We start from the raw sequence: 20,254 nt of genomic DNA on the forward strand, positions 1-20,254 counted from the left end.
CGTCGGCCCGCCCGGGTCCCCAGTCTTCCCGACCCTCCCGCACCCCTGGAGCGCACGAGACGTGAGCAACATCCCCGAGACCGGCCGTACCCGGCGGGTGACGATCCGTCTGGTGGTGCTGCAGATCCTGGTGCTGTCGCTGCTCGCCACCCTCGGCGGACGGCTGTGGTACCTGCAGATCCGCAACGCCAAGGAGTACACCGCCAAGGCGACCGGCAACCACATCCGCGAGGTGGTCGAACCGGCCGTCCGCGGCGAGATCCTGGACGCCTCCGGGCGGATCCTGGCCGGCAACGAGGCCCGGCTGGTGGTCTCCGTCAGCCGCACCTCGCTGCTCCAGCAGAAGGACGGCGGCAAGGGGGTGCTGGGCCGACTGGCCGACGTCCTCGGGATGCCCGCCAAGGACGTGCAGGAGAAGGTCCGGCTCTGCGACGCCAAGACCCCGCAGCCCTGCTGGAACGGTTCTCCCTACCAGCCGATCCCGGTCACCAAGGAGGCGACCACCCAGCAGGCGATGCAGATAATGGAGCGCCGCGAGGACTTCCCCGGAGTCACCGCGCAGCCCACCGCCGTCCGCCGCTACACCGGCGCCGAGGGCGCCAACCTGGCCCAGGTGCTCGGCTACCTCTCGCCGGTCACCGACGACGAGGTCAGCAAGACCGCCGACAAGAGCGGCCTGGACCGCTACCTGCCGGCCGACCAGATCGGCCGGGCCGGCCTGGAGTCGGTGTACGACCGCGACCTGCGCGGCACCGCCGGCATCACCAAGCTGGAGGTGGACAACCTCGGCCGGGTGATCGGCACCGCCGGGACGGTCGCCCCGCAGACCGGCAACAACCTGGTCACCAGCATCGACGCCCGGGTCCAGAAGGTCACCGAGGACAACCTGGCGCAGGCCATGGCCGACGCCCGGAACACCTTCGACAAGGTCACCAACCGCAACTACGAGGCCGACTCCGGCGCCGCCGTCGTGATGGACGTGCACACCGGCCGGATCGTCGCGATGGCCAGCGCCCCGACCTACGACCCCAACCTCTGGGTCGGCGGCATCAGCGGCAAGGACTACCAGTCGCTGACCAGCAAGGACTCCAACTTCCCGCTGCTCAACCGGGCCATACAGGGTCAGTCCGCCCCCGGCTCGACCTTCAAGGTCGTCTCCACCACCGCCGCCGTCGAGGCCGGCTACTCGCTGGACGGCACCTACCCGTGCCCCAAGAGCCTGACCATCGGCGGCCGCGAGTTCAAGAACTTCGAGAGCGAGAACTTCGGCTCCATCTCCCTGGAGAAGGCGCTGGAGGTCTCCTGCGACACCGTCTTCTACGGCCTGGCGTACGACCAGTGGATGAAGGACGGCGGCATCAAGCCGAAGAAGGACCCGGGGGACTTCTTCTTCAACACCGCCCACCAGTTCGGCCTCGGCGCCAAGACCGGCATCGACCTGCCGGCCGAGGTCCCCGGCCGGGTGCCGGACCGGCAGTGGAAGCAGTCCTTCTACGACAACAACAAGGACGCCTGGTGCGCGCAGGCGCAGAAGGGCGGCAACAGCTTCTCCGACCAGATCGCCAAGGAGAACTGCGTCGACGGCTACCAGATGCGCGCCGGTGACGCCGTCAACTTCGCGATCGGCCAGGGCGACACCCTGGTCACCCCGGTCCAGATGGCCCGGATCTACTCGGCGCTGGCCAACGGCGGCACCTTCTACCGGCCGACCATCGCCAAGGCCGTGATAAGCCCCAGCGGTGACCTCGTCCGCGACATCGCCCCGCACGAGGACGCCAAGTTCCCCGGCAGCCAGAAGCTGCTCAGCTACATCGACCAGGCCACCGCCGGCGTCATCACCAGCGGCACCGCCGCCTGGAAGTTCTCCGGCGCCGGCTGGCCGCAGAACAAGATCGAGCTGCACGCCAAGACCGGCACCGCCGAGGTCGAGGGCAAGCAGACCACCTCCTGGCTGACCACGTACAGCAAGGACTACGCCGTCGTCATGACGATCAGCCAGGGCGGCACCGGCTCCGGCGGCTCCGGCGACGCCGTCCGCCGGATCTACCAGGCGCTGTACGGCGTCGACGACAAGGGCAACATCGACAACAGCAAGGCGCTGCTGCCCACCCCGCAGGGCGACCTGCCGAAGTTCAACCCGGACGGCACCGCGATCATCAAGCCGGCCTCCTACGACGCCGCCCCGGCGCAGGGCGCCTCCACCGCGGCCCCGGCCACCGCGGCCCCGGCGCTGCTGGACGCCGCCTCCGCGCAGGCGCTGCAGACGCCCGTCGACCTCCGGGCCGACGGCGAACCGGCGACGACCGCCCTCGTCCCGGCACCGGATCCCACCGGCCCGGTGCCGACCGCCCTCGGCTCGTCGCCGACCTTCCTCGACCCGGCGCCACCGGCCGACAGCCCGGCCTGGTACACCGCCGTCGACGCCGCGCTCGAACCGAACCGCCAGGGAAGGGGACGGGCATGACCTCCTACGGCTCGTACCGGCAGCTGAGGCTCAGCCCGCAGCGCAGCGGGGTCTCCAAGGCCCTGGCCAAGGACTCCCCGATCTGGCGGCTGGACTGGATACTGCTGCTGGCCGGGCTGGCCCTCTCGCTCGGCAGCTCGCTGCTGGTCTGGTCGGCCACCCGCGGGCGCGACAACCTCACCCACGGGGACCCGCAGTACTTCCTCTACCGGCACCTGACGAACTTCGTGATCGGCCTGGTGCTGTGCGCCGTGGTGATAGCGATAGGAGCCCGGCGGGTCCGCACCCTGGTGCCCTTCGTCTACGTCGGCGTGCTCCTGCTGCTGCTGGCGACGCTCAGCCCGCTCGGCTCGACCGTCAACGGCGCCCACTCGTGGATCCAGCTCGGCGGCGGCTTCTCCGTCCAGCCCGCCGAGTTCGCGAAGATCGCCATCCTGCTCTCGATGGCGGTCGTGCTCTCGGACCAGGTGGACGCGGGGGAGCGGGAGTTCCCCTCGCACCGGGCGGTGTTCCGGGGACTGCTCTGGGCCGGCCTGCCGATGGGCCTGGTGCTGCTGATGCCGGACGCCGGGTCGGTCATGGTGATGTCCGCGATCGTGCTGGGCATCCTGCTCGGCTCCGGCGCGGCCAACCGCTGGGTGCTCGGGATCCTGGCGCTCGGCGTCGGCGGGAGCATCGCGATCTGGAAGCTCGGCCTGCTGAGCCAGTACCAGATCGACCGCTTCGCCGCCTTCGCCAACCCGCAGCTCGACCCCAACGGCGTCGGCTACAACACCGCCCAGGCCCGGATCGCGATCGGCTCGGGCGGGCTCACCGGCAAGGGGCTGTTCCACGGGACGCAGACCGTCGGGCAGTTCGTGCCGGAGCAGCAGACCGACTTCGTGTTCACCGTCGCGGGTGAGGAACTGGGCTTCGTCGGGGCGCTGGCGATCATCGCGCTGGTCGGCGTGATCCTCTGGCGGGCCTGCCGGATCGCCCGCCAGGCGACCGACCTGTACGGGACGATCGTGGCGGCCGGGGTGATCGCCTGGTTCTCCTTCCAGGCCTTCGAGAACATAGGGATGTGCCTGGGCATCATGCCCGTCGCGGGCATCCCGCTGCCGTTCGTCTCCTACGGCGGTTCCTCGATGTTCGCGGTCTGGATCGGCATCGGGCTGCTCCAGGCGGTGCGCAGCCAGCGGCCGATAGCGGCCTGAGCGTTCGACGGGCGACGTGAGCGTTCGACGGGCGACGTGAGCGTTCGACGGGCGACGTGAGCGTTCGACGGCTGACTTGAGCGTTCGACGGCCAGGGCCGGTTCGAGGGAGTTCCCCGGACCGGCCCTTTGCCGTGCTGTACACGGGAGTTGACGATGCGTCAGACCGGCTGCAGCAGGCAGTCGGCGGCGGTGAGGATCGCCCGGGTCTGGTGCGCCAGCTGCTCCTGGACCGGCACCCAGCGGGCGCCGAAGCGGTGCCGCAGCCGGTCCAGGCTGTCCGCGACGACGGTGCGGGCCCGCTCGCGGGCGGCCTCGGCGGCCGGGCCGCGGGCGTCGGCGAGCAGCCGCAGCAGGATCGAGGCGACCCGCAGCGGCAGCCGGGCGGCGACCAGCCCGGCCGTGGTCGCCCGGGAGGCGCTCAGCGGCCCGGAGCACCACAGCTCCAGCCACTCGGCGGCGACCCGCGGCGCCACCGACAGGTTGAACTCGGCGGTGCGCAGCAGCGGGCCGTGCTCCGCCCGGGCCTGCGCCGGGACCCTGGCGAGCAGCGTGCTGAGCTCCTCGGTGCGGGCGGTGAGGTCGCGGGCGGCCGCGCCGACCGCCCGCAGGCCGGACGGATGGGTGCGGGCGTCGCCGACCGCGTCCACCGCCCACATCGGGACCTCCAGGACGGCGGTCACCGCGCCGTACCGGGCCGGGTAGGACCAGGTGGACAAGCTCGGGCTCGTCCGGCAGCGCCCGGGAGGTGCCGGGGCTGCCCGGCGCCGGCATCAGGTAGGTACCGGGCGCGGGGCTGGTCCAGCCGACGGCGTCGTAGGAGTCCACGTCGAGCGGGATGCCGGCCCGGTCGGCGGAGCGGGCGAAGCGCTCGGCCAGACCCGGCACCGGACCGGTCAACTGGACGAAGGCGCCGCCGAAGTCCACTCCGTGCAGCGAGCACTGCAGGAACGGGCGCAGCTCGTCGATCAGCCCGGTCAGCGCCAGGCTCTCCGGCATCGGCGGGCGGGCCGAGCCGGGACCGGGCAGCAGCTCGGGCTGCTCCTCGAAGGCGGGGCGGAAGAAGTGCTCGTAGTGGCGGCGCATGGTGAGCGGGCCGTCCAGCCAGCCCGCGTTGAGCGCGGCGCCGTCCGGGTCCAGGCAGAGCAGCAGGTGCCAGGACAGCCCCGGCCGGGCCGGGCGCTCCAGCAGCACCTCGGCCAGCCGGACGGCGGCGGCGGTGCCGATCGGCTCGTTGGGGTGGGGGCCGCCGACCACCAGCGCGGCCCGCGGCCCGCGGTCCACCGAGAGCAGCAGCAGCGGGCGCCCGGCCCGGGAGCGGCCGACCTCGCGCAGCCGGCAGCGGTCCGGGTGGCGCAGGGCGAGCCGGCGGGCCGCGGACTCGGCCTGCGCCGGGGTCGGGTAGCGGGCCGGCCGGACGTCGGGGGGCCGCAGGGCCAGGGGCCGGACCCGCCGACCGGTGTCGGTCATGGTTCTCCTTGCGACCGGTCGCACGGCCGACGGGGCGCGGGCGGGCCGCACGCCGGACGCGGCCTGCGGGCCGGGGACGGGCTCTGCGGGGCCGGGGGAGGGGGCCGCGCGGGGACGGGTGGCGTGGTGCTGGGGCGAGCGGGCCGCCGGGGGATCGGCGTTGGCCGAGCGTACGACCCAACTCCCGTCTCCGGAAGGGGTGCAGGGCCTTGGGCAGGGCCCTGTCAGTACCGCACGGGCCGTCCGGGCGTGTCAACGGCGGACTGACCCGGCCGGCGGGCGCGCACCGCGCGTGCCGGGGCGGTCACCGACGGGGGCGGAACGCCCCGGGGCGCGCGGGCGGGCGCCGGTGCCCGGACCGGCCGTTCCGCGGATTGGGCTACCCTTGAGGGTCACCCCTCCCGTGTCGACTCGCGGCACCGAATCACGTCGTAAGGGTTCCTAGTACATGACTGTCGAATCGGTCTTCCCACGCCTGGAGGCCCTCCTCCCGCACGTCCAGAAGCCGATCCAGTACGTCGGCGGCGAGCTCAACTCGACCGTCAAGGACTGGGACGCCTGCGACGTCCGTTGGGCGCTGATGTACCCCGACGCCTACGAGGTCGGCCTGCCGAACCAGGGCGTCATGATCCTGTACGAGGTGCTGAACGAGCGCGAGGGCGTGCTGGCCGAGCGCACCTACAGCGTCTGGCCGGACCTCGAAGCGCTGATGCGCGAGCACGACGTCCCGCAGTTCACCGTGGACGCCCACCGCCCGGTCAAGGCCTTCGACGTGTTCGGCCTGTCGTTCTCCACCGAGCTCGGCTACACCAACATGCTGACCGCGCTCGAACTGGCCGGCATCCCGCTGGAGGCCAAGAACCGCACCGACGAGGACCCGATCGTCCTGGCCGGCGGCCACGCGGCCTTCAACCCGGAGCCGATCGCGGACTTCCTGGACTGCGCGGTGATCGGCGACGGCGAGCAGGCCGTCCTCGACATCACCACGATCATCCGGGCCTGGAAGGCCGAGGGCCGCCCGGGCGGGCGCGACGAGCTGCTGCTGCGGCTGGCGCGCACCGGCGGGGTGTACGTCCCGAGGTTCTACGACGTGGAGTACCTGGCCGACGGCCGGATCGCCCGCGTCGTGCCGAACGCCCCGGGCGTGCCGTGGCGGGTGTCCAAGCACACCGTGATGGACCTCGACGAGTGGCCGTACCCCAAGCAGCCGCTGGTCCCGCTGGCGGAGACGGTGCACGAGCGGATGTCCGTGGAGATCTTCCGCGGCTGTACCCGCGGCTGCCGCTTCTGCCAGGCCGGCATGATCACGCGCCCCGTGCGGGAGCGAAGCATCACCGGCATCGGCGAGATGGTCGACCGCGGGCTCAAGGCGACCGGCTTCGAGGAGGTCGGCCTGCTGTCGCTGTCCAGTGCCGACCACACCGAGATCGGCGACATCGCCAAGGGGCTGGCCGACCGCTACACCGAGGACAAGATCGGCCTGTCGCTGCCGTCCACCCGCGTCGACGCCTTCAACATCGACCTCGCCAACGAGCTGTCCCGCAACGGGCGCCGCTCCGGGCTCACCTTCGCCCCCGAGGGCGGCAGTGAGCGGATGCGCAAGGTGATCAACAAGATGGTGTCGGAGGAGGACCTGATCCGCACCGTCGCCACCGCCTACGGCAACGGCTGGCGCCAGGTGAAGCTGTACTTCATGTGCGGCCTGCCCACCGAGACCGACGAGGACGTGCTCCAGATCGGCGAGATGGCGAAGAACGTCATCCAGAAGGGCCGCGAGGTCACCGGCCAGAACGACATCCGCTGCACCGTCTCCATCGGCGGGTTCGTGCCCAAGCCGCACACCCCGTTCCAGTGGGCTCCGCAGCTGTCCGCCGAGGCCACCGACGCCCGTCTGGCCAAGCTGCGCGACTCCATCCGGGGCGACCGCAAGTACGGCAAGAACATCGGCTACCGCTACCACGACGGCAAGCCGGGCATCGTCGAGGGCCTGCTCTCCCGCGGTGACCGCCGGGTCGGCGCGATCATCCGCGCGGTCTACGAGGACGGCGGCCGCTTCGACGGCTGGCGCGAGTACTTCTCCTACGACCGCTGGATGGCCTGCGCCGACAAGGGCCTGGCCGGCACCGGGGTCGACGTCGACTGGTACACCACCCGCGAGCGCTCCTACGAGGAGGTGCTGCCCTGGGACCACCTGGACAGCGGCCTCGACAAGGACTGGCTGTGGGAGGACTGGCAGGACGCCCTGGAGGAGGTCGAGGTCGACGACTGCCGCTGGACGCCGTGCTTCGACTGCGGGGTGTGTCCCCAGATGGACACCCAGATCCAGGTCGGGCCGACCGGCAAGAAGATGCTGCCGTTGACGGTCGTCAACAAGTAGTCGGCGCCGCAGGTGCCTTCGACCCCCGTCCGGAGTGTTCCGGGCGGGGGTCTGGCGTCGGGGCTGAGCAGGGGCGGAGCGGGCGGGGTGGCGGGGCGCGTACCCTTTGGGGTGACAGAGTCCGGACAGTGGCGGGTTCACGCCGCGCCGGACGGGAAGAACTGACTAAGGACTGAGCGACCCTGGCACGCCGTACGCCCGACGGTCCGCCGCCCGCGCCGACGGTGCAGCGGATTCGTCTCCGCTACACCAAGCGCGGCCGGCTCCGCTTCACCAGCCACCGTGACTTCCAGCGCGCCTTCGAGCGCGCCCTGCGCCGGTCCGCCGTTCCGATGGCCTACTCGGCCGGCTTCACCCCGCACCCGAAGGTGTCCTACGCCAACGCGGCCCCGACCGGGGTGGCGAGCGAGGCGGAGTACCTGGAGATCGGCCTGGCCGCCGAGCGCGACCCGGAGCAGTTGCGGGCGCAGCTGGACGAGTCGCTGCCGGCGGGCCTGGACGTGATCGACGCCGTCGAGGTCCGGACCCCGAACTTCGTGGAGCGCCTGGAGGCCTCCGAGTGGCTGTTGCGCCTGGACGGCGTGGAGCCGGTCGAGGCGGCCGAGGCGGTCCGCAGGTTCCTCGCCGAGGAGACGGTCGAGGTCGAGCGCCGGACCAAGAACGGCGTGCGGGTCTTCGACGCGCGCGGTGCGGTGGCGGCGCTGGAGGCCGTCGAGTCGCAGGTCGACGGCGGTGCGGACACGGCGGCCGGAACGGACCGCGATGTTCGGACCGGCCGTCCCTGTGCGATACTGCGCCTGGTAGTACGACACGCCACACCCGCCGTACGACCCGACGACGTATTGTCCGGTCTCCGTGCGACGGCCGACCTGGCGCCGCCGGTCCCCGCAGAGGTGACCAGGCTGGCGCAGGGGCCGCTCGACGAGGAGTCCGGCACGGTGACCGACCCGCTGGCGCTCGACCGCGCCGCGGCCCCGGCCGGCTGAGAAACGGCTGCCGGACCGCGCGCTACCGCGTCCGCCTAGTGGGCGGAGGCCGGGTCCAGTGCCTCACTGGACCCGACGGTCCTCCAGGGTTCCCGCGGCTCCCCAGGGGAGCGAGCGTCGTCGCAGCACAGGCCCGCCACTCGGGGCCCGCCGACCAGGACGGTCGGTGGCCCGGGACCCCTTCCGGGAGCCACCCGGGGTTGGGGGACGGCTCAGCTTGGGAAAACCTCAGAAGACTGGTCAGACCAGAAGACTTTCGACACCCCGCCGAACGCGGGGCGCCGAGCGAGACTACGAGCCCCTGTGCGGCCTCGCGTCCGCGCGGCGGCACCGTCAAAGGGTCCGGCCCGCGCATCGTCACGATGCCGGCCGTCCACTGACGCAGTGCCGTGCCCGGATGCGGAGCCCGGGGGCCTGACGGGAGATCCACCCGCATGCTCGATAACACCGATCCGCAGCAGACTGCGGCCACGGAACAGAACGGGACCGCCGTGACCGGTGGCGAGGGCGCGTCCGCCGCGCCGCCGCGCCGTCGTCGCCGGGCGGTGTCCCGCCCGGCGGGCACCCCGCAGGGTGCGGCCGTCGAGGCGGCCGAGACGGTCGTCCCGGTCGAGACGCCGGCCGTCGCGGCCGAGGCGCCCGCCGAGTCGGCCCCGGCGGCCGAGAAGCCGGTCCGGGCCCGCCGGACCCGCAAGCGTGCCGAGGCCCCGGCCGGTGCCCCGGAGGAGACCGCGATCGTGGTCACCGCGCCGGCGGCCGAGGAGCCGAAGGCCGAGGAGAAGGCGGAGAAGCCCGTCCGGGCCCGTCGGACCCGCAAGAAGGCCGAGGCCCCGGTCGAGGAGCCGGTGGTCGAGGCCGCCGCTCCGGTCGAGGCCCCCGCCGCCGAGCCGGTGGCCGAGGAGGCCCCGGCCGCCCCGGCCCGCCGCCCGCGCCGCCGTCGCGTGGTCGAGGCCGCGCCGGTGGTCGAGGCCCCGGTCGAGGAGCCGGTGGCCGAGGAGCCCGCCGTCGAGGAGGAGCCCGCCGAGGAGGAGGCCGTCGAGGTCGCCGCCCCGGCCGCCGCCCCCGCGCCGGTCGCCGAGGCCGAGCCGCACCACCGGGTGCGCCGCCGCGCCGTCCGCCCGGCCACCGCGGTCTTCCAGGCCCCGGTGTTCCAGGAGCCTGCCGCCTACGTCGCGCCGTCCGCGCCCGCGCCGCAGCAGCCCGCCGCCGCCCCGGCGCCGGTCGAGGCCCCGGCCCCGGCTGCGGTCCCGGCTGCGGCCGCGGCCGAGCGTACGGAGGAGGACGAGTACGAGTACAGCGGTGTCGGCCGCCGTCGCCGGGTCCGCGCCCGGGTCGAGGCCGGTCGCCGCAAGCCGGTCGCCGAGGCGCCGGTGAAGGGCAAGGCCGCGGCCAAGGCCGCCGCCAAGGCGCCCGCCAAGGCCGCTGTCGTGGTCGAGGCCCCGGCCGTCGAGGCGCCCGTCGTGGAGGCCCCCGCCGCCGGTCCGGAGACCGAGGACGAGTGGGAGGACGGTCGTCCGTCCCGCCGTCGCCGTCGGGGCGGCCGTCGCCGTCGCCGTGGCGAGGCCGAGGAGTTCGAGGCCGTCGAGGCCGTCGAGGTCGAGCAGCCCGCCGAGGAGCCGGTCCGGGTCGTCGCCGCCGCCGAGGAGGACGACGAGGAGGACGACGACGACCTGGCCTCCGGCCTGTCCTCGTCCCGCCGTCGTCGCCGTCGTCGCCGCCGCAGCGGTGAGGCCGGCGCCGTCGAGACCGCCGAGACCACCGAGGACGGCGTCCGCACGGTGGTGAAGGTGCGCGAGCCGCGCCGCCGTTCCACCGAGCCGTCGTTCGACCCGGACGAGGTGCAGTCCATCAAGGGCTCGACCCGTCTGGAGGCGAAGAAGCAGCGCCGCCGCGAGGGCCGCGAGCTGGGCCGCCGCCGGGTGCCGATCATCACCGAGGCCGAGTTCCTGGCCCGCCGGGAGTCGGTCGAGCGCGTCATGGTGGTGCGCCAGAACGGTCAGCGCACCCAGATCGGCGTGCTCGAGGACGGCGTGCTGGTCGAGCACTACGTCAACAAGGAGCAGGCCACCTCGTACGTCGGCAACGTGTACCTGGGCAAGGTCCAGAACGTGCTGCCGTCGATGGAGGCCGCCTTCGTCGACATCGGCAAGGGCCGCAACGCGGTGCTGTACGCCGGTGAGGTCAACTTCGGTGCGCTCGGCCACGGTGGCCCGCGCCGGATCGAGTCGGTGCTGAAGTCCGGCCAGTCCGTGCTGGTGCAGGTCTCCAAGGACCCGATCGGCCACAAGGGCGCCCGCCTGACCAGCCAGATCTCGCTGCCCGGCCGCTACCTGGTGTACGTGCCCGAGGGCTCGATGACCGGTATCTCGCGCAAGCTGCCCGAGAACGAGCGCGCCCGCCTGAAGCAGATCCTCAAGCGGATCGTCCCGGACGACGCGGGCGTCATCGTGCGCACCGCCGCCGAGGGTGCCTCCGAGGAGGAGCTGACCCGGGACGTCCAGCGCCTCCAGCAGCAGTGGGAGGACATCCAGAAGAAGGCCGCCACCGGCAACGCTCCGGCGCTGCTGTACGGCGAGCCGGACATGACCGTCCGGGTCGTCCGCGACATCTTCAACGAGGACTTCACCAAGGTCATCGTCTCCGGCGACGAGGCGTGGAAGACCATCCACGAGTACGTCTCCAACGTGGCCCCGGACCTCGCCGAGCGGCTCCAGCGGTGGACCTCCGAGGTGGACGTGTTCGCCACCTACCGGATCGACGAGCAGCTGATGAAGGCGCTGGACCGCAAGGTCTGGCTGCCCAGCGGCGGTTCGCTGGTGATCGACCGCACCGAGGCGATGGTCGTCATCGACGTCAACACCGGGAAGTTCGTCGGCCAGGGCGGAAACCTGGAGGAGACGGTCACCCGGAACAACATCGAGGCGGCCGAGGAGATCGTGCGCCAGCTGCGGCTGCGCGACCTCGGCGGCATCATCGTGATCGACTTCATCGACATGGTGCTGGAGTCCAACCGCGACCTGGTGCTGCGCCGTCTGCTGGAGTGCCTGGGCCGGGACCGGACCAAGCACCAGGTGGCCGAGGTCACCTCGCTGGGCCTGGTCCAGATGACCCGCAAGCGGGTCGGCCAAGGCCTGCTGGAGTCCTTCTCCGAGGCCTGCGTGCACTGCAACGGCCGCGGTGTGATCGTCCACATGGAGCAGCCGAGCGCCCACGTCCACGCCCCGGCGGCCGCCGCGGTCGAGGCGGGCCCGGGCGCCGGCAAGCGCCGGCGCCGGGGCAAGGGCGGCGCGGGCCACGAGGAGCCGCAGGCCGTCGAGGCCGGTTCGTCGGTGGCCGAGGCCGTCGTCGAGGCGTTCGCGGAGCCCGCCGAGCCGGTGCGCGAGGAGATCGAGGGCCAGCTGGCCCTGGAGGTCCCGGGCGTCGAGGAGCCGGTCGTCGAGACCGTGCCGGCGGTGGAGCCGGAGGCTGTGGAGGCCCCGGTGGCCCCGGTGGCCGCCGCTCCGGCCGGTCGGCCGCGTCGCCGGGCGGTGCGCAAGGCGACCGCTCCGGCGGGTGCGCCGCAGGCCGCCGAGATCGTGGTGCTGCAGGCGAAGGCCGACGCGGCCCTGGAGGCGGCCCTGGCGGCCGCCGCCCCGGCCGTCGAGCCGGTCGCCGAGGCCGCTGCCGAGGTCGTCGCTGAGGCGGCGCCCGAGGCCGTCGTCGCGGAGACCCCGGACGCGCAGGAGGCTCCCGCCGAGGAGACCCCCGCCGCGGAGGAGGCCGCCGCCGAGGAGGCCCCGGCCCCCAAGAAGCGGGCGGCCCGCAAGACCGCCGCGAAGAAGACCGCCGCCAAGAAGACGACCACGGCGGCCAAGAAGACCACCGCCCGCAAGACCGCGACCAAGCGGACGAGCGCGGCGGCCAAGAAGGCCGCGGCCGCCGAGGGTGATACGGCGGCGGAGTAGTGCCCACGCCCGGGGCGGGAGTCCTCCCGCCCCGGGTCGTACGGGCCGGTTTGCCCCACGGGCGACCGGTCCGTATTCTTGACCATCGGCGTGTCTACGCCGCGCTCCCGAGCACATCACCTTCCCGAGCACTCCGCGTCCTGCGCGGCGCGAACGGGGAGAGGCTCCTGTGTCCGTACCCAGGTGGCTGGCGTCGGGAGTTCCGACCGAGTTGGGAAAGTAGGTACCGCATGTACGCGATCGTTCGCGCAGGCGGCCGCCAGCACAAGGTCGCCGTCGGCGACGTGCTGGAGATCGACCGTATCGAGGCCAAGCCGGGTGACTCGGTGGAGCTCTCGACCATCCTGGTCGTCGACGGTGAAGCCGTCACCTCCGACCCGTGGGTCCTGGCCGGCGTGAAGGCTCACGCCGAGGTGGTCGACCAGACCAAGGGTGACAAGATCATCATCCTGCGTTACAAGAACAAGACCGGCTACCGCCGTCGTCAGGGTCACCGTCAGAAGCACACCGCGGTGCGCATCACCAGCATCGACTCGGTCAGCAAGTAAGGGGATAGCGAAAAATGGCACACAAGAAGGGCGCAAGCTCTACTCGTAACGGCCGTGACTCGAACGCCCAGCGCCTTGGCGTGAAGCGCTTCGGTGGCCAGGTCGTCTCGGCCGGCGAGATCCTCGTCCGCCAGCGCGGCACCCACTTCCACCCGGGTGCCGGTGTCGGCCGTGGTGGCGACGACACCCTGTTCGCGCTGACCGCCGGTGCGGTGCAGTTCGGCAACCGTCGCGGCCGCAAGGTCGTCAACATCGTGGCCGTCGAGGCCTGAGTCCCCGCGGACTCACGAGTCGCCTGACGACTCACAACGAAGGGTGGGCCGGAATGTTCCGGTCCACCCTTCGCGCTTTACGCAGAAGCAAGCAGACTCATCCGTACTGGAGGCACACCCATGACCACCTTCGTGGACCGCGTCGAACTTCACGTCGCCGCGGGTAACGGAGGCCACGGCTGCGCCTCCGTGCACCGCGAGAAGTTCAAGCCGCTCGGCGGACCGGACGGCGGCAACGGCGGTGAGGGCGGCAGCGTCATCCTCACCGTGGACTCGCAGATCACCACCCTGCTGGAGTACCACCACTCGCCCAAGCGCAAGGCCGCCAACGGCAAGCCCGGCGCCGGCGGCCACCGCACCGGCGCCCTCGGTGGCGACCTCGTCCTGCTGGTGCCGGACGGCACCGTGGTGCTGGACCGCCAGGGCAACGTGCTCGCCGACCTGGTCGGCCACGGCACCAGCTTCATCGCCGCCCAGGGCGGCCGCGGCGGCCTCGGCAACGCGGCGCTGGCCTCGGCCCGCCGCAAGGCCCCCGGCTTCGCGCTGCTCGGCGAGCCCGGTGAGGCCCGTGACATCGTCATGGAGCTCAAGTCCGTCGCCGACGTGGCGCTGGTCGGCTACCCGAGCGCCGGCAAGTCCTCGCTGATCTCGGTGCTCTCCGCCGCCAAGCCGAAGATCGCGGACTACCCGTTCACCACCCTGGTCCCCAACCTCGGTGTGGTCACCGCCGGTGAGAGTGTCTACACCATCGCCGACGTGCCCGGCCTGATCCCCGGCGCCAGCCAGGGCCGCGGCCTGGGCCTGGAGTTCCTGCGGCACGTCGAGCGCTGCTCGGTGCTGGTGCACGTGCTGGACTGCGCCACCCTGGAGCCCGGCCGCGACCCGCTGACCGACCTGGAGACCATCGAGGCCGAGCTCGCCCAGTACGGCGGTCTGGACGACCGCCCGCGCCTGGTCGCGCTCAACAAGGTGGACGTCCCGGACGGCCAGGACATCGCCGACCTCACCCGCACCTCCCTGGAGGAGCGCGGCTACCGGGTGTTCGAGGTCTCCGCCGCCTCCCGCAAGGGCCTGCGCGAGCTGAGCTTCGCGTTGGCGCAGATCGTCACCGAGGCGCGCGCCGCCAAGCCGGTCCAGGAGTCCACCCGGATCGTGCTGCGGCCCAAGGCCGTGGACGACGAGGGCTTCACCATCACCGAGGAGGACGGCGCCTACCGCATCCGCGGCGTCAAGCCGGAGCGCTGGGTCCGCCAGACCGACTTCAGCAACGACGAGGCCGTCGGCTACCTGGCCGACCGGCTGGCCCGCCTCGGTGTCGAGGACCGGCTGTGGAAGGTCGGCGCCCACGAGGGCGACACCGTCATCATCGGCCCGGACGAGAACGCCGTCGTCTTCGACTGGGAGCCGACCATGGCCGCCGGTGCCGAGATGCTCGGCCGCCGCGGTGAGGACCACCGCATGGAGACCCAGCGCCCGGCGGTCGACCGCCGGCGCGAGAAGCAGAAGGGGCGGGACGCGGCCGAGGCCGAGTACCTCGCCTTCGAGGCGCTCTCCAGCGGCCGGCAGGCGGCCATCGAGGACGACGACGAGGACCACTGAGCCCGGCGCTCGACGACGCGCACGGCCCCGCCACCCGTCGAGGTGGCGGGGCCGTCCGCGTCCTTCCGGCCTGACGGGCCGTCACCCCGCCCGCGCGGCCGGGCACTTCGGCGGGGGCCGGTCGGCCCTGGTCCAGCCGTCGGAACTCCCTGGGGGTGACCTGCGCGGATCGCGTAGATTGCGGGGACGACGGCCCGGCCGGGACCCGCCGCGGCCGCACCACACCGGAAGGGCGTACAGCGAGATGAGCGAGGACTCACTGCGGGAGGAGGTGCTGACCGCACGCCGGATCGTGGTCAAGGTCGGCTCCTCCTCACTCACCACGGCGGCCGGGGGCCTGGACGCCGACCGGGTGGACGCCCTGGTGGACGCGCTCGCCAAGGTGCGCAGCCGACCGGAAGCACCCGAGGTCGTCCTGGTCTCCTCCGGCGCCATCGCCGCCGGACTCGCCCCGCTCGGCCTGGACAAGCGGCCCAAGGACCTGGCCCGCCAGCAGGCCGCCGCCAGCGTCGGCCAGGGACTGCTGGTCGCGCGGTACACCGCCTCCTTCGCCCGGTACGGCATCCGGGTCGGCCAGGTGCTGCTCACCGCCGAGGACGCCAGCCGCCGCGCCCACTACCGCAACGCCTACCGGACGCTGGACCAGCTGCTGGCGATGGGCGCGATGCCGATCGTCAACGAGAACGACACCGTGGCCACCGCCGAAATCAAGTTCGGGGACAACGACCGGCTGGCGGCGCTGGTCGCCCACCTGGTCCGGGCCGACCTGCTGGTGCTGCTCTCCGACGTGGACGGCCTCTACGACGGCGACCCGTCCCGGCCCGGCACCAGCCGGATCGCCGAGGTCAGCGGCCCGCACGACCTCGACGGCATCCAGATCGGCAGCGCCGGCAAGGCGGGGGTCGGCACCGGCGGCATGGTCACCAAGGTCGAGGCGGCCCGGATCGCGACCGGTGCGGGCATCCCGGTGGTGCTCACCGCCGCCAGCCACGCCGCCGACGCACTGGCCGGGCGGCCCACCGGCACGCTCTTCCGGCGCACCGGCAGCCGCAGCTCCGGCCGGATGCTCTGGCTGGCCCACGCGAGCAGCCCGCGCGGCGCCCTGCACCTGGACGCCGGTGCGGTCGAGGCGGTGGTCTCCGGCGGCGCCTCGCTGCTGCCCGCCGGGGTGACCAAGGTCGACGGGGACTTCACCGCGGGTGATCCGGTGGACCTTCTTGCCGAAAACGGCCACATCGTGGCCCGCGGACTGGTCAACTTTGATGCGAAGGAGTTGCCCCGCCTGCTCGGCCGGTCCACCCGCGACCTGGCCCAGGAGTTCGGCGCCGGGTACGAGCGCGAGGTCGTCCACCGCGACGACCTGGTCGTTCTGCACGGCTGACCGGCCGCTCGGCCGGCACCGGTCGTGCGGCGCACTGCGGTCGGCGGGCCGCTCCGTACCGGGAGCGGCCCGGCCGCGGGCGAGGAGGGGCGCAGCCGTACCGGTCGGCCGAGGGTCGACGGGTCCGGTGGGGGACGACACGACATCGCCGAACAGGAGGCCGCCGGTGGAACGCAGGCGCGAGGCAGCGCTGACCGGAGGGACGGCGGGCCGGCGGCTGACCAGTATCGACGGCGGACGCGGGGACGGACCCGCCGAGCCGGCCGGTCCGCCGCCGCAGAGGCCCGGCGGGGTGCGCAGACTGCGGCCGCAGCGGGCGCAGGCCGCGGACCCGCCCAACGTGCCGGAGCAGGCACGGCTGTGGCACGTGGTGCTGAGCGTGGCCGGGCAGACCACCCCGCTGTCCTCGCTACGGGCCTCGCTGGAGCAGCTGGCGCACGACCACTCGTTCTTCCTGACCGCCCGCTACGCGGCCGACCACGCCGAGATCCGGTACTGGGAGCAGGCCCGGGACCTGCACGACGCGGCGGCGATAGCGCTGCGGTTGTGGGGCGAGCACAAGGTGACGGCGGGCCTGCCGCCGTGGGAGATCGTCGGGCTGGAGGTGGTCGACCGGGCGACGTACCACAAGCGGGTGGCGGAGGGCTTCGGCGATCCGCCGCCGCACCTGGGCGGAGTGCACCCGTACTGAGCGGGGTGCACCCGTACTGAGCGGGTACGGGTACTGAGCGCGTACGGGCCGTCTCACCGGGCGGAAACAGGGCTCGGTGGGACGGCCCGGTCGCTACCCTTGCGGCATGACCAGCGACCTGAGCACCGCCGACAGCCCCGTCCTCGCCGTAGCGCGCCGAGCCCGGGAGGCCGCCGCCGCGCTGGCCCCGCTGCCGCGCCGGGCCAAGGACGCCGCGCTGCTGGCGATCGCGGACGCGCTGGTGGCCCGCAGCGCCGAGATCGTCGCGGCCAACGCCGAGGACGTGGCCCGGGCCCGCGGGGCCGGGACGGCCGAGTCGGTGATCGACCGGCTGAGCCTGACCGACGAGCGGATCGCCGCGATCGCCGCCGACGTGCGCGACGTGGCCGGGCTGGCCGACCCGGTCGGTGAGGTGGTGTGCGGCTACACCCTGCCGAACGGCCTGGACGTGCGCCAGGTGCGGGTGCCGCTCGGTGTGGTCGGCATCATCTACGAGGCCCGGCCGAACGTCACGGTGGACGCCGCCGCGCTCTGCCTGAAGTCCGGCAACGCGGTGCTGCTGCGCGGCTCCGCCTCCGCCTACCGCTCCAACACCGCGCTGGTCGCCGTGTTGCGGGACGCCGTCGTCGCGGCCGGGCTGCCGGCCGACGTGATCCAGCTGGTGCCGGGGGAGAGCCGGGACTCGGTGCAGGAGCTGATGCGCGCCCGCGGCCTGGTCGACGTGCTGATCCCGCGCGGCGGGGCCTCGCTGATCCGCACCGTGGTCGAGGGTTCGACCGTCCCGGTGATCGAGACCGGCACCGGCAACTGCCACGTGTACGTGGACGCGCGGACCGACCTGGCGATGGCCGTCGGCATCCTGCTGAACTCCAAGGCGCAGCGGGTCAGCGTCTGCAACTCCGCCGAGACGCTGCTGGTGCACCAGGACGTCGCCGACGCCTTCCTGCCGTTGGCGCTGGCTGCCCTGGCCGGGGCCGGGGTGACCGTGCACGGCGACGAGGCGGTGCTCAAGGCCGCCGAGGGCAGCGGTGCCACCGTGGTGCCGGCCACCGAGGAGGACTGGGGCACCGAGTACCTGTCGTACGACCTGGCCGCGGCCGTGGTGCCCTCGCTGGACGCCGCCGTCGAGCACATCCGCCGCTGGTCCTCCGGCCACACCGAGGCGATCGTCACCACCTCGCAGGCCGCCGCCCGCCGCTTCACCCAGTTGGTGGACTCGACCACGGTGGCGGTCAACGCCTCCACCCGCTTCACCGACGGCAGCGAGTTCGGCTTCGGCGCGGAGATCGGCATCTCCACCCAGAAGCTGCACGCCCGCGGCCCGATGGGGCTGCCGGAGCTGACCAGCACCAAGTACATCGTCACCGGGGACGGGCACGTCCGCGGCGAGGCGACGCAGACCGTCGGCGGGGGAGCGGAGGACCGCTGAGCGGTCCTCCGTCACACGTGTGACGGACCAACTGCCGGGAGCCACAGACAAATCGCCCGGCCGGTAATACGCTGAATCCGTGGCTGAGGATGTGGGGGGCTTGCCGTACCCCGACGGCGCCGACCACGGTGGTGCGGACGACGAGTTCGCCACCGTGGTCTTCGATGAGGCCTTCGTCCGGTCCGCCGCCGTGCACGAGCCGACGGCCAAGGAGCGGCGGCTCGCCGCGGCCGAGGCGCGGTTCGAGCCGGACGGCGCGGGACCGGGTTGGAGCCATGAGGGCACGGCCGGGGACGGGTTGCCGCTGGAGCTGCGCCCGTACCCGAGCGGGCTCGACGAGGACCACCTGTACCCCGATCCGTGGTCGGGCCCGGGCCGGACGGTCGGCCGTCGGGGCCGGCGGTGGGGGCGGGCCTACGACCCGGTGCGCGCCCGCGGGCGGTACGTGGCGCAGCAGCGCTGGCACCGGCCGGTGGCCTGGGTGCTCGCCGTGATCATGGGCGTGAGCCTGGTGGCGGTGGCGGTCGCGGCGATCTACCAGGGCGTGGGCGGCTCCTCGGGCGCGCCCCGGCGCCCGGAGTCGGGCAGCAGCAGTCCGGGGGCGGACCCGAGGTCCGCGCCGGCCGAGCCGTCGCTGGTGGTCACCGCGCCCGCGGGCTGACCGGGGAACCGGCGGCGCACGCCCGGGCGGCCGGTCACGCGGCGTCCCCGGCAATCTGCGCGGAGGCCCTCGTGGCGGGGCTGGTGTACGCCTACCCTGGTGGTATGGGTGACCCGCGCGAACCTCCTGAGGGTCCGCCCGAGGGCGGTTCCGGCAACGAGGACGAGTTCCGGTCCGTCGTGTTCGACGAATCGTTCGTGCGGGCTGCCCGGATCCAGGAACTGTCCGCCCGGGAGCGGCTCGCGGGCTCCTTCGGCAAGGCCACCCGGGCCCGGGTGCGGCTCGGTCCGCTGGGCACCGTGCCGCGTCAGGCGCTGGCCCTGCTGCTGATCGTCCTGGTGGCCTTCGGGGCCGCGGTGTACTTCGGGGTGAACTCGCCCAACGGCGTTCCGGTGCGGCCGGAGGGCAGTCAACTGACCGTCAGCCTGGTCGCGTTGAGCCCGGCCTCGACGGTCCGTCCGGTCGCCGACCCGGCGCACCCGTTCGCCGCGCTGCCGCCCGGGTACGGCGTGGGGACGACCGGGCTGAACACCCCGACCGGGGCGGCCACCGAGCACTACAGCAAGGTCGAGGTGACCAAGGCGCTGGACACCGTGCAGCGCTACCTGGTGGCGTCCTCGCTGGCGCCCGCGGCGCTGGTCCAGGGTGCCACCGCGGACGTGCGGACCTTCGTGACGCCCGGCGAGCAGGCGCAGTTCGACGCGGGCACCGCCCAGCCGGTGGACGACCGGCACCACGCGGTGACCGGCTGGATCGTCCGCTTCGACCCGGCGCAGGTGGCGCTGGCCTCCGACACCGTGGAGGTGGTCGGCGCGATGCGGGTCGACGAGGCGGACAACGGCACCCTGCAGATCACCACCGACCACACCTTCGTGTACGCGCTGAAGCCGGCCGGTGCCGCGGCCGGGGCGCCGGTCACCCTGCAGACCGTGCGGCGCGAGCTGACCTTCCAGTTCGACCGGGTGGACCTGGCCACGGCGCAGCTGCGGCTGGTGGACGCGGTGCTGCAGGCCGGGCCGGACCCGTGCACCGCCTCGCTGGCGGGCTTCCTGCAGCCGGTGCTGGCCACCGCGCAGGGCACCGCGGTGGCGCCGCCGTCGCCGGTGGACCCGGGCGACCACGCGCGGCCGGCCTGGCAGGTGTGCGGGGTGCTGGCGGGGAGCTGAACCGGGACGGCGCGGCGGGGGGGGGGGGGCGGCGGGGGCCGCCCCCGGGCGCCGGGGGGCGGGGAGCCCGG

The 20,254-nt window shown here is 73.4% G+C and carries 14 protein-coding genes and 1 pseudogene; 13 read left to right on the forward strand and 2 right to left on the reverse strand.

Translation table 11 applies throughout. From position 1 onward, the window contains the following. The first annotated feature begins 61 nt into the window (after positions 1-61). Positions 62-2,464, forward strand: a complete 2,403-nt coding sequence (gene mrdA, locus ABTZ03_RS02155) for a penicillin-binding protein 2 (protein WP_350510934.1) — start codon at positions 62-64, stop codon at positions 2,462-2,464. Continuing rightward, complete coding sequence (rodA, locus tag ABTZ03_RS02160; protein WP_350510935.1) at positions 2,461-3,660, forward strand: rod shape-determining protein RodA; 1,200 nt, start codon at positions 2,461-2,463, stop codon at positions 3,658-3,660. The genes mrdA and rodA overlap by 4 nt, the downstream gene beginning before the upstream one ends. Positions 3,661-3,820: 160 nt before the next feature. On the opposite strand, the gene ABTZ03_RS02165 is transcribed toward rodA, so the two are convergent. After that, positions 3,821-4,378: a hypothetical protein gene (locus ABTZ03_RS02165; RefSeq protein WP_350510936.1), complete on the reverse strand. Its 558-nt coding sequence runs from the start codon at positions 4,376-4,378 to the stop codon at positions 3,821-3,823. A gap of 409 nt (positions 4,379-4,787) precedes the next feature. After that, a pseudogene (locus tag ABTZ03_RS02170) lies at positions 4,788-5,129 on the reverse strand (M14 family zinc carboxypeptidase); the annotation flags it as partial. Positions 5,130-5,577: 448 nt separating this feature from the next. Here ABTZ03_RS02170 and ABTZ03_RS02175 point away from each other — a divergent pair. The 11 genes from ABTZ03_RS02175 to ABTZ03_RS02225 all read left to right on the forward strand — a co-directional run bounded on the left by ABTZ03_RS02175 (position 5,578) and on the right by ABTZ03_RS02225 (position 20,183). Then, positions 5,578-7,506, forward strand: coding sequence for a TIGR03960 family B12-binding radical SAM protein (locus tag ABTZ03_RS02175; protein ID WP_350510937.1), 1,929 nt, complete (start codon positions 5,578-5,580; stop codon positions 7,504-7,506). 224 nt (positions 7,507-7,730) lie between these two features. Then, positions 7,731-8,492: a TIGR03936 family radical SAM-associated protein gene (locus ABTZ03_RS02180; protein WP_350510938.1), complete on the forward strand. Its 762-nt coding sequence runs from the start codon at positions 7,731-7,733 to the stop codon at positions 8,490-8,492. Positions 8,493-8,926: 434 nt separating this feature from the next. After that, positions 8,927-12,436 carry an Rne/Rng family ribonuclease gene (locus ABTZ03_RS02185; protein ID WP_350510939.1) on the forward strand — a complete coding sequence of 1,170 codons (3,510 nt, stop codon included), beginning with the start codon at positions 8,927-8,929 and terminating at the stop codon, positions 12,434-12,436. A 230-nt stretch (positions 12,437-12,666) separates the two neighbouring features. After that, positions 12,667-12,984: a 50S ribosomal protein L21 gene (gene rplU / locus ABTZ03_RS02190; RefSeq protein WP_320440935.1), complete on the forward strand. Its 318-nt coding sequence runs from the start codon at positions 12,667-12,669 to the stop codon at positions 12,982-12,984. A 14-nt stretch (positions 12,985-12,998) separates the two neighbouring features. Then, entirely contained in the window at positions 12,999-13,256 is a 258-nt protein-coding gene (rpmA, locus tag ABTZ03_RS02195; RefSeq protein ID WP_030058248.1) for a 50S ribosomal protein L27, read from the forward strand. A 120-nt stretch (positions 13,257-13,376) separates the two neighbouring features. Continuing rightward, positions 13,377-14,855 (forward strand): GTPase ObgE, encoded by a 1,479-nt coding sequence (gene obgE / locus ABTZ03_RS02200; RefSeq protein WP_350510940.1) that lies wholly within the window; start codon positions 13,377-13,379, stop codon positions 14,853-14,855. Positions 14,856-15,099: 244 nt separating this feature from the next. After that, on the forward strand, positions 15,100-16,236 hold the full coding sequence (gene proB / locus ABTZ03_RS02205; protein ID WP_350510941.1) for a glutamate 5-kinase: 1,137 nt from the start codon (positions 15,100-15,102) through the stop codon (positions 16,234-16,236). Between the two features lie 166 nt (positions 16,237-16,402). Continuing rightward, positions 16,403-16,927 carry a DUF8830 family protein gene (locus ABTZ03_RS02210; protein WP_350510942.1) on the forward strand — a complete coding sequence of 175 codons (525 nt, stop codon included), beginning with the start codon at positions 16,403-16,405 and terminating at the stop codon, positions 16,925-16,927. Positions 16,928-17,033: 106 nt separating this feature from the next. Beyond that, positions 17,034-18,356 (forward strand): glutamate-5-semialdehyde dehydrogenase, encoded by a 1,323-nt coding sequence (locus ABTZ03_RS02215; protein ID WP_350510943.1) that lies wholly within the window; start codon positions 17,034-17,036, stop codon positions 18,354-18,356. 91 nt (positions 18,357-18,447) lie between these two features. Next, on the forward strand, positions 18,448-19,017 hold the full coding sequence (locus ABTZ03_RS02220; protein WP_502894377.1) for an SCO2584 family spore wall biosynthesis protein: 570 nt from the start codon (positions 18,448-18,450) through the stop codon (positions 19,015-19,017). Between the two features lie 104 nt (positions 19,018-19,121). Next, the gene (locus ABTZ03_RS02225; protein ID WP_350510945.1) at positions 19,122-20,183 is read left to right on the forward strand and encodes an SCO2583 family membrane protein; all 1,062 of its coding nucleotides are present in this window, start codon (positions 19,122-19,124) and stop codon (positions 20,181-20,183) included. Positions 20,184-20,254 lie beyond the last annotated feature (71 nt).

Origin of the sequence: Kitasatospora sp. NPDC096077 (assembly GCF_040303245.1) — a bacterium.
Lineage (GTDB): Bacteria > Actinomycetota > Actinomycetes > Streptomycetales > Streptomycetaceae > Kitasatospora.

Excerpts from the sequence above, each read along its gene's own strand:
- rodA (WP_350510935.1), top strand. The coding sequence starts at position 2,461 with ATGACCTCCTACGGCTCGTACCGGCAGCTGAGGCTCAGCCCGCAGCGC.
- ABTZ03_RS02175 (WP_350510937.1), top strand. The coding sequence starts at position 5,578 with ATGACTGTCGAATCGGTCTTCCCACGCCTGGAGGCCCTCCTCCCGCAC.
- ABTZ03_RS02185 (WP_350510939.1), top strand. The coding sequence starts at position 8,927 with ATGCTCGATAACACCGATCCGCAGCAGACTGCGGCCACGGAACAGAAC.
- rplU (WP_320440935.1), top strand. The coding sequence starts at position 12,667 with ATGTACGCGATCGTTCGCGCAGGCGGCCGCCAGCACAAGGTCGCCGTC.
- rpmA (WP_030058248.1), top strand. The coding sequence starts at position 12,999 with ATGGCACACAAGAAGGGCGCAAGCTCTACTCGTAACGGCCGTGACTCG.
- obgE (WP_350510940.1), top strand. The coding sequence starts at position 13,377 with ATGACCACCTTCGTGGACCGCGTCGAACTTCACGTCGCCGCGGGTAAC.
- proB (WP_350510941.1), top strand. The coding sequence starts at position 15,100 with ATGAGCGAGGACTCACTGCGGGAGGAGGTGCTGACCGCACGCCGGATC.
- ABTZ03_RS02215 (WP_350510943.1), top strand. The coding sequence starts at position 17,034 with ATGACCAGCGACCTGAGCACCGCCGACAGCCCCGTCCTCGCCGTAGCG.
- ABTZ03_RS02225 (WP_350510945.1), top strand. The coding sequence starts at position 19,122 with ATGGGTGACCCGCGCGAACCTCCTGAGGGTCCGCCCGAGGGCGGTTCC.